The sequence below is a fragment of the Mucilaginibacter pedocola genome (assembly GCF_002013915.1).
In the GTDB taxonomy this organism is placed as follows: domain Bacteria; phylum Bacteroidota; class Bacteroidia; order Sphingobacteriales; family Sphingobacteriaceae; genus Mucilaginibacter; species Mucilaginibacter pedocola.
The window spans coordinates 808533-821135 of sequence record NZ_MBTF01000001.1 but is presented as its reverse complement, the minus strand read 5'-3'; the positions used below and the strand labels follow the sequence as shown (position 1 = coordinate 821135).

11 protein-coding genes are annotated in these 12603 nt (G+C 45.8%); 9 read left to right on the top strand and 2 right to left on the bottom strand.

Annotated features, from left to right (window positions below; all coding sequences use genetic code 11):
* The first annotated feature begins 35 nt into the window (after positions 1–35).
* On the top strand, positions 36–935 hold the full coding sequence (locus BC343_RS03685) for a site-specific tyrosine recombinase (protein ID WP_078346355.1): 900 nt from the start codon (positions 36–38) through the stop codon (positions 933–935).
* Between the two features lie 422 nt (positions 936–1357).
* Here BC343_RS03685 and prmC read toward each other — a convergent pair whose 3' ends face one another.
* Positions 1358–2224, bottom strand: a complete 867-nt coding sequence (gene prmC, locus BC343_RS03680) for a peptide chain release factor N(5)-glutamine methyltransferase (RefSeq protein WP_202909717.1) — start codon at positions 2222–2224, stop codon at positions 1358–1360.
* A 33-nt stretch (positions 2225–2257) separates the two neighbouring features.
* Between prmC and ribD the strand changes: the two genes are divergently transcribed.
* The 7 genes from ribD to BC343_RS03645 all read left to right on the top strand — a co-directional run bounded on the left by ribD (position 2258) and on the right by BC343_RS03645 (position 9982).
* Positions 2258–3307 carry a bifunctional diaminohydroxyphosphoribosylaminopyrimidine deaminase/5-amino-6-(5-phosphoribosylamino)uracil reductase RibD gene (ribD, locus tag BC343_RS03675; RefSeq protein WP_078346354.1) on the top strand — a complete coding sequence of 350 codons (1050 nt, stop codon included), beginning with the start codon at positions 2258–2260 and terminating at the stop codon, positions 3305–3307.
* A gap of 5 nt (positions 3308–3312) precedes the next feature.
* Positions 3313–4185, top strand: a complete 873-nt coding sequence (locus BC343_RS03670) for a DMT family transporter (protein ID WP_078346353.1) — start codon at positions 3313–3315, stop codon at positions 4183–4185.
* On the top strand, positions 4186–4800 hold the full coding sequence (locus BC343_RS03665) for an IMPACT family protein (RefSeq protein WP_078346352.1): 615 nt from the start codon (positions 4186–4188) through the stop codon (positions 4798–4800).
* A gap of 243 nt (positions 4801–5043) precedes the next feature.
* Positions 5044–6345, top strand: a complete 1302-nt coding sequence (locus tag BC343_RS03660; protein WP_078346351.1) for a sensor histidine kinase — start codon at positions 5044–5046, stop codon at positions 6343–6345.
* A 10-nt stretch (positions 6346–6355) separates the two neighbouring features.
* Positions 6356–8533, top strand: a complete 2178-nt coding sequence (locus BC343_RS03655; RefSeq protein ID WP_078346350.1) for a sensor histidine kinase — start codon at positions 6356–6358, stop codon at positions 8531–8533.
* 22 nt (positions 8534–8555) lie between these two features.
* Positions 8556–8939 (top strand): response regulator, encoded by a 384-nt coding sequence (locus tag BC343_RS03650; protein WP_078346349.1) that lies wholly within the window; start codon positions 8556–8558, stop codon positions 8937–8939.
* On the top strand, positions 8939–9982 hold the full coding sequence (locus BC343_RS03645; RefSeq protein WP_202909716.1) for an adenylate/guanylate cyclase domain-containing protein: 1044 nt from the start codon (positions 8939–8941) through the stop codon (positions 9980–9982). The genes BC343_RS03650 and BC343_RS03645 overlap by 1 nt, the downstream gene beginning before the upstream one ends.
* A gap of 99 nt (positions 9983–10081) precedes the next feature.
* Here the strand turns inward: BC343_RS03645 and BC343_RS03640 are convergent, their stop codons facing one another.
* The gene (locus tag BC343_RS03640) at positions 10082–11167 is read right to left on the bottom strand and encodes an AI-2E family transporter (RefSeq protein WP_078346347.1); all 1086 of its coding nucleotides are present in this window, start codon (positions 11165–11167) and stop codon (positions 10082–10084) included.
* Between the two features lie 112 nt (positions 11168–11279).
* Here BC343_RS03640 and budA point away from each other — a divergent pair, with 112 nt between their 5' ends.
* Complete coding sequence (gene budA, locus BC343_RS03635; RefSeq protein ID WP_078346346.1) at positions 11280–12059, top strand: acetolactate decarboxylase; 780 nt, start codon at positions 11280–11282, stop codon at positions 12057–12059.
* Positions 12060–12603: the final 544 nt, after the last annotated feature.

Below are 12603 nucleotides of genomic sequence, written 5' to 3'. Positions count from 1 at the left end.
CAAACTTAGGTATAAATCATCAAAAGTAAAATTGGTTGAATTGGGCAACGGCAATAAAAGGTTTTAAAGGGTATCTGCGGCTGGAGAGGGGGCTGTCAGTAAATTCTATAGAAGCATATAGCGATGATTTGAATAAACTTTATCAATACGCTGATTCACTGATAGATAAAAAATCACCTAAAGATTTTTCTTTACAAGATCTGCGGGCTTTTATAGCTTGGGTGAACGAATTGGGCATGATACCTTCCACCCAATCGCGCATTATTTCGGGCATCAAAGCCTTTTATAAATTCCTGATGATGGAAGACTATATTGCCGCCGATCCATCCGAATTACTGGAAACGCCGCGCATACAACGCAAGCTGCCCGATACGCTGAGTGTGGAAGATATCAACAAAATTATTGGTGCCATTGACCTCAGCAAACCCGAAGGCCCGCGCAACAAGGCCATGCTGGAGGTACTCTATGGCTGCGGCCTGCGTGTGTCTGAATTAACCGAATTGAGGCTATCCAACCTCTTCCCCGAAATAGAGTTTATTAAAGTAACCGGCAAAGGCAGCAAAGAACGCTTGATACCTATTGGTGGCGAGGCTATAAAGGCGTTAAAGATTTGGATAGAACTTGTGCGGGTGCACAACCCCATTAAAAAAGGAGAGGAAGACCTGGTTTTTTTGAACCGCCGTGGTAGCAGGCTAAGCCGGGTGTATGTGTTTATGATGATAAAGGATTTGGCAGCCACGATAGGTTTACAAAAAAAGATAAGTCCCCACACTTTCCGCCATTCCTTTGCTACCCACCTGGTAGAAGGCGGCGCCGACCTGCGCGCCGTACAAGAAATGCTGGGGCACGAGAGTATAACCACAACGGAGATATACACGCATTTGGACAGAGAGTTTTTGCGGAGTACGATAATAAGCTATCACCCGCGTAACTGAGTAAATAAACGATTTGTCATTTGCGAGGAGCAGAAGGGCTGGACAGTGTGCAGGGGCGCGACGCGGCAATCTCATAGGACAGTCAAGTATGCAAAGATGGCGGTAATGCTTTGCGACGAGATTGCCACGTCGCCCTATCGCGCCAAGCCTTCCCGCGTGCTCCTCGCAATGACAAGTTCTCTATTTTATTCCCTTCACCATCCTATCCTTGTCACTGATTATTAGTTATCACCCGCGTAACTGAGTAAATAAACGATTTGTCATTGCGAGGAGCAGCAGGGCTGGACGGTGCGGGGGCGCGACGCGGCAATCTCATAGGACAGGCAACTATGCAAAGATGGCGTTAATGCTTTGCGACGAAATTGCCACGTCGCCCTATCGCGCCAAGCCTTCCCGCGTGCTCCTCGCAATGACAAATGGGGCTATTTTACCCCTTTCACCATCCTGTCCCTGCCGCTCATATCCTTCCTTAACTCAGTGTCTTTAAATCCTTTATCAGCCAATAGTTCAACTGTTTCTTGCCCAAAGGCTTCGTTTATCTCGAAGAAAAGCATACCGCCGGGACTAAGATGCGTAACGGCGAAATCGGTAATAGCTTTGTAGAACAACAGCGGCTCATCCTCGGGTACGAACAACGCCGAATGCGGCTCAAAATCCGTTACATTGGTATGCATCTGTATTTTATCGTGCAGGGTAACGTAAGGAGGATTGCTGATAATGAGTGAATAGTGAGGGGTGAGTAGTGAGTGGTTAGGGTGCAAAATATCCATCTCAACGAACTCCACGTTCGTCTCATTTATAACCGCATTCTGTTTTGCTGTTTTTAAGGCATCCACAGAAATATCAACAGCCGTAACCGTGGCGGCGGGCAAATTCTTCTTCAGGCTGATAGCGATACACCCGCTCCCCGTGCCAATATCCAGTATCGAAACGTTTTTTTGACTTTCAACTTTTGACTTTTGACTTGATAAAACCCATTCCACCAATTCCTCCGTTTCAGGGCGGGGTATTAGCGTGCTTGGGTTAACCAAAAAGGCTAGTCCGTAAAACTCGATGCTGCCCAAAATGTACTGTACGGGTTTGCCGGTTTTTAGCTCGGTAAGTATGGCGGGCAGATTTTCCAAAGCTTCAGCAGGTACATCATCATCCGGGAAGGCTTTTATTTTTGCACGCGATAATTCGCTTATCTCGCTGAGCACCATAAGGGTTATGGCTTCTGCCTCCTGTGGACCGTAAAGTCCGTCAAGCGCGTTGTGAAAATTGAGGAAAACCTCCTTGATAGTTTTCATGCAACAAAGTAACATAAAACCTACTTTTGTGCCATGCCCCAACACCAAATATATATGCAGCGCTGCCTGGAACTTGCCGCTTTAGGCGCAGGATCGGTAAGCCCGAACCCTATGGTAGGCGCGGTAATTGTACATAACGATAAAATAATAGGCGAGGGCTACCACCGTAAACACGGCGAAGCACATGCCGAGGTAAATGCAGTTAACATGGTGGTAAACAATTATGTTAACTACGCCGAACTATTGCAGCAAGCCACCATCTACGTTTCACTGGAACCCTGCGCCCATTACGGCAAAACCCCGCCCTGTGCCGACCTGATCATTAAACACCGTATACCCAAAGCTGTAGTAGGCTGCCGCGACCCATTTGCGCAGGTAGATGGCAAAGGCATTGAGAAGCTGCGAGCCGCCGGCGTAGAGGTAGAAGTTGGTGTGCTGGAAGAAGAATGCCGTTGGCTGAACCGCCGATTTTTTACCCACGTGCAACAGCACCGCCCCTACATTATCCTGAAATGGGCACAAACTGCCGATGGCTTTTTTGCCCCTGCAGACGGCAGCCAGCATTGGATAACCGGTACAGAAGCGCGCAAACTGGTACACCAATGGCGGGCAGAGGAAGACGCCATTTTGGTGGGCAAGAACACCGTATTGGCCGACAACCCGCAACTGGATAACCGGTATGCAGAGGGCAAGTCGCCCAAACGTGTTATTATCGACAGGAGGCTGGAATTGTCAGCCGATATGCATATTTACAACCGGAAGGTTGAAACCTTGATATTTAACGAAATAAAAACCGATATTGACGGAAATATAAAGTACATCGCCCTGGAAGACTTTGAGCGCTATGTGCCTCAGTACATTATGTATCAGTTGTATATGCAAGATATTCAATCGGTTATAGTGGAGGGTGGCGCCAAGACCCTGAATGCATTTATACAGAATGGCTTGTGGGACGAAGCGCGTATTTTTACCGGCCAAAGTGTTTTGGGCAGCGGCATTGCAGCCCCTAAAATAAGCGGCCAAAATGGCGGCAGTTATGCCGTTGGGAACGACCAATTACAACTTTATTATAGATCTACCTAAAACTAATGTTATACGTTTTCCTCAGTGTTTGCTGCAGCGTAATCGTGTCGGTTTTATTGAAACTGGCCCGCCGCTACAGTATTGATATTTCGCAGGCCATTACCTGGAACTACTCCATCGCCATACTCCTTACCTGGTTCTTTTTCAGGCCGGTAGTAGATCTTACTTCTATCGAAACCTTCCATCTGCCGGCTATCTATTTTGCAGTGGGTATATTATTGCCGGTTGTTTTTATGGTGATGGCTTCAGCAGTAAGGGTAGCTGGTATTGTGCGTACCGATGTTGCGCAGCGCCTGTCGCTGCTGGTTTCGCTTAGCGCCGCCTTTTGGCTGCTTAACGAGCCGCTTACCGCTATGAAGGCCGTTGGTATAGCTATAGGGTTTGCGGCCATCATTTGCTCCATACCATGGCAAAAACAAACGGCTAATCGCAAGGTGCTTAGCAATGCCTGGTTTTATTTGCTGGTAGTTTTCTTTGGCTTTGGCGCTATTGATATCCTGTTCAAACAAGTAGCCACACATAAAGAAGTTGCCTACACTACATCGCTGTTTTTGATATTTATACTGGCTTTCATAATAGCACTTATCGGTTTAATTTTCAGGGTAGTAACCAAAGGCACGCGCATCTCCTGGCCTCATATTATGTTCGGCTGGATAATTGGCGTGGCAAATTTCGGTAACATCCTATTCTACCTCAAAGCCCACAGGCAACTTTCGGCCAATCCATCAACAGTGTTTTCGGCCATGAATATCGGTGTAATTACCGCCGGCGCTTTAGTCGGCCTGGTGGTATTTAAAGAAAAACTTACCCTGCTTAACAAAATTGGCATCGTACTGGCCATTGCTGCCATTATAGTGCTCACCCTTTCGCAAAACTAAATGCTGTTCGACGATACTTATAAAACCATTGCCCGCCCCGCGGAGGGCATCTTCCGCGACCGTGGCAGCAAATTCCTGGGCTACGCTTATCCCGTTACCTCCGATAATGATATAAAACCTATCATAGCCAAACTTAAAGCAGAACACCCCAAGGCCAACCACCATTGCTGGGCCATCAGGCTGGGGATAGACCGCTCTGTTTTCCGCGTGAACGATGACGGCGAACCCTCGGGAACTGCCGGCCGCCCTATATTAAACACGCTGCTCTCTAAAGACATTACCAATGTGTTGGTAGTGGTAGTACGCTATTTCGGCGGTACTTTGCTGGGGGTGCCGGGGCTTATCAATGCCTACAAGTTATCTACTGAAGCAGCGCTTGAACAAGCCGAATTGATTCATAAAACAGTGAACGATGTTTACACCATCACCTTTGAATACCCGCAAATGAATGATGTAATGCGCATTATTAAGGATGAGCAACTGGAGGTATTGGAGCAAACATCCGAGTTGAACTGCAGCATTAAACTATCTATCCGCAAAACGCAGGTGGAGCAGGTAATGTACAAGATGGGTAAGCTGGACAAGATTCAAACGGCATATAACTATTCTGGGTAAAGCCTTTTTAACAGGATTAAAGGATTGACGGATTAAGACAGGATTTCTTTTGTGGATTCCACTGATGCTCTTTTGATTTCACAGATTTTTGTTTGGGGATTAGGTCAGTGGTTTTTCATTCCACCAAATTGTTTCAATAGTTCGACTTTTCTAAAGGGGTGCCTCATTATTCATTTTGAGGCGGCATTGCACAACCATCCCCATAAAATATTATCTTTAATGCCATAAAGCTATTTTCTGCCTATGTATTTTTTTATTTACCTCGCCGGCTTTTTGTTATTGCGGCGTATTATTAAAACCGTAAAGCTTACTCCGCTACACGTTAAATGGGGTAGTATACTCAATATTGCGAGCGGCATAATTTGGGTGCTTTTTATTGCACTTAGCAAACTGCCCGATGGCTTGGATGCCTTGGTGTCGGCAGCGTTATTAGGCGGTATTCTTTATTACTTCCTGCAAGAGCCCGACTTTAAATTAGTAAGGCCCTATATAATAGCGCACTACCCGCTTGTTGGTATTACTGCTATTTCGGGCTTGGTAGAACTTGTTTCATCCAAATTTTACAGCGAGAACGATGACTATTTCGAGTTAGCCATATTAGTAGGTTTTACATGGATATTTGCCCGTTGGGCCTCATCAAAAAAGCAGGAGGAAGAATTTAAACTTGTTAACCAGCAAAACATCGTTCTCGATAAACTGGTAGCCGAACGCACCGCTGAGCTTCAAAAACAACGCGACGAATTGCAGGAAACCGTAAAATTGCTGCAAACCACCCAACAACAACTCATCCAATCAGAAAAATTGGCTTCGCTGGGTGAATTAACCGCCGGCATTGCACACGAGATACAAAACCCGCTAAACTTCGTTAACAACTTCAGCGAGGTAAGTATGGAATTGATAGACGAGATGGGCGAGGAGCTGGAAAAAGGCGATGCCGAAGAGGCCATGGCCATTGCTAATGATATAAAACAGAATCTGGAGAAGATACGCCATCATGGCAAACGCGCCGATGGTATTGTAAAGGGCATGCTGCAGCATAGCCGTGCCAGCAGCGACGTGCAAGAACCTACTAATGTAAATAATTTGGCCGACGAATACCTGCGCCTGGCCTATCACGGCTTGCGTGCAAAAGATAAATCGTTCAACGCCGAAATGGTTACGCATTTTGACGATGCCCTGCCTGTGGTGAACATCGTTCCGCAGGATGTTGGCCGTGTGCTGCTCAATATGTTCAACAATGCCTTTTATGCCGTACAACAAAAGCAGAAAAGCGGGCTGGCCGGGTATAAACCAACTATCGAAGTAAGCACCCAAAAGGTTGATAAATGGCTGGAGATACGCGTAAAAGACAACGGCACCGGTATCCCCGACGAAATAAAGGATAAAATATTACAGCCCTTTTTCACCACTAAGCCAACGGGTGAGGGTACAGGCCTTGGGTTATCATTAAGTTACGATATCATTGTAAAAGCCCATAACGGGCAAATAGACATCGACTCTAAAGAAGGCGAATACACCGTTTTTATTGTTAAATTACCACTGTAAACCAAGGTTGATGAAGATATTTTTACATTTCTGTTTACTTTTCATCTTGCTTTCTGCCGGTGCCCATGCGCAAACAGGGCAACCACCTGTTTACGAAATAAAAACCGACACGGCATCCATCTATTGGCTCGATAGCCCGTACTATAAGATCCTGCCCGACCCATCTGAAAAACTTACCTTAAAGCAGGTAAGGGCAATGGCCTTCCCGCAGTTGAAGGAAGAATTCTTCCGTATGAAGGATTTTTCGATAAATGTTTACTGGCTCAATTACCGCATCAAAAATTCCATGGCGAAACCGCTTAATGTGGCCATCGGTAGCTCGATATCGCGTTTCGACGTTTTTGCAATAGACAGTGCCGGGCGAGTTACACAAAAAACCACCGGGTACAATGTACCGTTCTCGCAACGTTCGGGGCTTAAACGCTTCCGGCGGGCGGTATTCACCTTGGCTCCGGGGGAAGAACTCACGTTCTACGAAAGGCAATACATCAACTTCCGGCTCGAAAGGCGTACCAGTACTCAGCCGGTGTTTAAACTGTTACATAACGAAGCGCAGGATGCCATCGATTTTTATGAGGGGCATCTTGTTGATATAAGCATTATTGCGTTTTTATGCGGGATACTGATATTGGCGTCGCTGGTGAATGTTTTCTTCTTTTTTGTAAGCCGCGAAAAGGTTTACCTGTACTTTGCCTTGTTCGGCCTGTGCTATACCTTGCTGGCAGGTAACTTCCCTATAGCCGATGTGTTTTTAAGGGAGATGCCCGAATTGGCACGTTACAATGCCGAATTGGCTATGTTCGCCGGTTTCTTTTTATGGAAGTTCTTGTCAGATTTTTATGATTCGGCAGCCCTTTTTCCTCGATGGCATAAGTGGAGCAATTACCTTAGTTATTGCATCTTCCCCGCTTTCCTGATCATGCTATGGCCGCAAAGGATAGGTATGGCCTGGGTATCCATTATTACATCAACGATAGTATCGGTATTTATCCTCAACTCATTGGCCGTATTGTCATTCAGCCTCTTCCGCAGCAGGCAGGATAAAATGTTTAAGCTGGTTACCGCGCTGCCATTTCTTGTTATTGGCCTTATTTATTTGGTGGCCGATATTGCTTATGGCAGCGGCGCATCGCGCAACTGGTTCGTGATGTTTATTCACGACAGTGGGTCGGATATTACCTTGCTTTGCTTTTACTGGTTGGTGATACTGTTTTTGTGGAAGATGATTCAACGTTTTCAAACCCTGCAAAAACAGGTACTGCAAGAAGCGCTGGAGAAAGAACGCATCGAAAGGGAGGCTGAGGCAGAACGCCTGCAACTTATCGCATCGCAAAAAGAAGTATTGGAGCACCAGGTGGCCGAACGTACCGCCGAATTGCATCAGTCGTTAAATGAGCTGAAACAAACGCAGGCACAATTGATCCAGTCCGAAAAAATGGCATCGCTGGGTGAGTTAACCGCCGGCATTGCGCACGAGATACAAAACCCGCTAAACTTCGTTAACAATTTCTCGGAAGTAAGCGCCGAGCTGTTAGATGAACTGGAGATAGAACTTACCAATGGCGATAAAGAAGAAGCCATTGCAATAGCCGGCGATGTAAAACAAAACCTGGAAAAGATATTGCATCATGGTAAACGCGCCGATGGCATTGTAAAAGGCATGCTACAGCATAGCCGTGCCAGCAGTAGCGCCAAAGAGCCCACAAACCTTAACCAACTTACGGATGAGTACTTGCGCCTGGCCTATCATGGCCTGCGCGCAAAAGACAAAAGCTTCAATGCGGAACTGATAACCAAATTTGGCGATAGTTTGCCATTGGTAAAAGTGGTGCCTCAAGACATAGGCCGGGTACTGCTCAACCTGTTCACCAATGCCTTTTACGCCATGCAGCAAAAGCAGAAAACAGCGGGAGCCGGGTACAAGCCAATCCTTATCATAAAAACTTTTACTCCCCCTTCAGGGGGCTGGGGGGCTTCTGTCCGTGATAACGGCACAGGTATTCCAGAAGCCATTCGCGATAAAATATTACAGCCCTTTTTTACCACCAAACCCACAGGCGAGGGTACCGGATTGGGCTTATCATTAAGTTACGATATTGTGGTAAAGGCGCACAATGGCAAAATTGAGATAGACAGTGTGGAGGGCGAATACACCGAATTTACAATTTCTATCCCCGCCACAACCTAAAAGAATTATATTTACACAGCTTATGAAAATACTGGTAGTAGATGATGAGGCGGATGTACAACCGCTTTTTTTACAGCGTTTCCGTAAAGAGATACGCAACAACGAGATAGAATTTAATTTTGCCCAGTCGGGCGAGGCAGCGCTTACTTTCCTGCACGATAAACAATCAGAAGTAGTACTCATTCTTAGTGACATTAACATGCCGGGCATGAGCGGGTTGGAATTGCTTACGCACATTCGTGAAGATTTTGATACCCCGCCGCCACCTGTAGTAATGATGATAACTGCCTATGGCGACGAAGAGAACCATCGCCAGGCCATGGAGAAAGGCGCCGACGACTTTTTGACCAAGCCGCTTGATTTTAACCTGTTAAAAGAAAAACTTAAAACCTTTACGGAGCAATAATGGCCAAGATATTAGTAGTAGATGATGAGGCTGACCTGGAACTGCTGGTAAAACAGAAGTTCCGCAAGAAGATACGGGAGAACGTTTACGAATTTGTTTTTGCCCAGAATGGCGAAGAAGCCCTCGAGAAAGTAAAAGAGCACCCCGACCTGGATATTATCCTGAGCGATATAAACATGCCCGTAATGGATGGGCTTACCCTGCTTAGCCGCCTGCCCGAAGCTAACCCTATGCTGAAGGCAGTAGTGGTTTCGGCATATGGTGACCTGCAAAACATCCGCGTGGCCATGAACCGCGGCGCATTTGATTTTGTGACCAAGCCCGTTGACTTTGAGGACCTTGACCTTACCATGGAAAAAACCATACAGCATGTAAGGCAACTGCAGGAAACCATTAAAGCCATTAAAGAGAACGACATACTGAAGATGTACGTTGACGAGAACGTTCTCAACTTTATGACGCATAAAGAGTTTGAAACCAGCCTGCTAAAAAACGAGGTGCTGGAGGCTACCATGATGTTTGTTGACGTATGTGGTTTTACCGCTATTACTGAGAACGTTCCGGCTAATACAGTGGTTACGCTCATCAACAACATATTCGATAAAATTGTAAAAGAGATAGTGGCCCAGGGCGGTTTGGTTGATAAATTTATGGGCGATGCCGTAATGGCTGTTTTCCGTGGCGAATACCATTTAGATAGGGCAATTGATGCTGCATTAGCCGCCCGCTCTCACATAGCCGAAATGCAGCCTGTTACTGCGGGCGATAAAACATACCAACCACAGGTAGCCATCGGTATTAATTCAGGCGAAGTGGTATCGGGCAATATTGGTTCTGCTTCTTTAAAACGCTTGGATTACACCGTAATAGGCGATGCCGTGAACATGGCACAGCGCCTGCAATCGGCAGCAAAAGGCGGGCAAATCATTATTTCTGAAGCTACTTACGAGAAAGCAAAAGAATCGTTCAATTGCCAAAAAATAGGCGAAGTAAAGCTGAAGAACAAAGCCAATATGGTTACCATTTACGAGGTGGTGGAGTAGGTTTTAAGTCGGAAGTCCGAGGTCGGAAAGTCAGAAGACGAACATTCTTATCAATCTTTTCTTCTTTGGACTGCGGACTTCAGACTTTCGGACTTCCAATTAATCCGCCAGTGGCACATGCTTCGCATCTATCTCCGGTTTTGGGTTGCCTTCGTTTATTTTTTTAACATAAAGTTCGTCGGCTAATATTACTACTATAGCCAATAGCGGCACGGCCAAAATAATGCCTAATGCCCCCGATAGCGTCCCCATTATTACCTGGCTGATGATGGTTAAAGCGGGAGGGAGGTTGATGATCTTATTTTGGATAATTGGTGTTACAATATTGCTTACAATGGTTTGCGATACCATGTAAATGAGCGCTACAATAATGGCGGTATTGGTGCTCACAGTAAGCGCCAGCAACACGCCCGGTATCATAGCTACCATTGACCCGAAGTTGGGGATGATCTTCAGCATACCTGCAAAAAGCGCCAGCACCAACACAGCAGGTATATCCATAATGGTAAGCCCGATGGTGAGCATAATAAATATCAGCACCATTGATAACAGCATGCCTTTAAGCCATCCTTTAAGCGAAAAGTTGATGCGGTCCATAATGCAGGCCCAAAGCTCCTTTTTTTCAGGCGGGATGATGATCATAAAGCCGTCTTTGTACACAGACGGGCTTACGGTAAAGAATATCCCCAGGAATAAGATGATATAAATGTTGCCCAGCACACCAAAACTGGTACTGAAGAAGTGTTGGGCGGTGATAAATATTTTGCCCGAATTATCATCAAGGTAAGTTAGCACCTGCTGGCCTATGGGTGTTTCAGCAAGTTTGGCCCGTGCCGAATTAATAGTGCCGGGCAACGAATGGCTCAATTGCGCAACCTGCGCCTGTAATTTGGTACCCATAAACCATAAAAGCACACCAATGATAGTGAACGAACCGCCTACCGAATGTATCATGGCCGCTTTGCGCCCGCATTTTAATTTGCGTTGGATTATATTACCCAAACCATGAAAGTATGTGGAGATAAGCGTTGCTGAGAGCACCATCAACAATACATTAAAGGCCACCCGGGCTATTAAAACCACAATAACCAGCAGGGCCACTATACCTACGGTATACCATACTTTTTGTATATAATTTAACTCGCGTTTGGGGCGTGGCGCCGGTTTGGGTGTAGCTGTATCCATATATTCCTTTAAAGTGTAAAGGACAATGTTTGTTAACAAATGTTTGGGGCGCGGTAAATTTGTTGTGTAAAGTGTGTTTTATGAATAACTTACGCAATATTTTACATCCCTCATGAAAACCTTATTCGCGTGCCTGCTGTGTTTGCTAAGCCTGCAACTCAGCGCCCAAAAGAAACAGTACAACCAATTTTACCAGTACGGCATTGCCGATGCCTTTTTAGCCGGGCTTTACCATGGTACGCTTACCGTAAAGGATATGAAACCGCATGGCGATTTTGGCCTTGGCGCTCCGGATATGCTTGACGGCGAATTAATGATACTGGATGGTAAAGCCTACCAAAGCCGCTCTACAGGCCAAACCACCGTTATGGCCGATACCGCTAAAGTGCCATTGGTATTATCAACTAACTTTAAAGCAGATACCGTTTTTTACATTAACACGCCTGCCGATAAAAAAGATGCCTTCGCGCAGATAAACCAATATCTAACCAAAGCCAATGGCCTTTATGCCGTACGCATCACCGGTGAATTTGCTTTGGTGAAAACACGTGCCTTTCCGCCGGTAACTACGGAACCGTTTTTACCACTGGCGAGCATGCTGGACAAACAGAAATTCTTTACTACGGAGAATGTAAAGGGCACGCTAATGGGTTTTAAACTGCCCGCGTATTTAAGCAGCGTTACCATTGCCTATTTTCATTTTCACTTCCTGAGTGCAGATAAAAGCAAAGGCGGGCATGTTACTGATGTGAAGGTTGCAAAAGTAATGGTAGAGATAGCTAACCTTACGGGTATGAACATCGAAATTCCGCAGGATAAATACTATCAAAACTTTGATTTTAGCACTGTTAAAAAGGGCGATGCTATAAAAGCAGAAACGCAGATAAAATAAAAAAGGCGTTCCAGCCCCCTGAGAACGCCTTTGTATTGAATTTAAAGACCGAGTTAAAGTACGTAATACCTTAGCCTCGTCTCTCGCCATAATATTTAGGGCGAAAGACACGGCGACGGTGCTACCGTACTTTTCCGATCGTGGGGCAAACTCAATTAAGAGTTTAAAAAAGGCGTTCCAGCCCCCTGAGAACGCCTTTGTATTGAAATTAAGACCGAGTTAAAGTACTTAATACCTTAGCCTCGTCTCTCGCGCTAATATTTTGGGCGAAGGACACGGCGACAGTACTACCGTACATTTTTCAAGTCTGCGGGGCAACTCAATTAAGAGTTTAAAAAAGGCCTTCCAAGCCCCCAAGGAAGGCCTTACATTGAATTTAAATACCGAGTTAAAGTATGTACACCTTAGCCTCGTCTCTCTCCGCTTTGTAAGGAGAAAGAGACACGGCCGCCGGGGTACTATCGTTTAACTTTTGCTTCCGGTAGCGCATTCAATTAAGTTTAAAAAAAGGCCTTCCAAGCCCCCAAGGAAGGCCTTTACATTG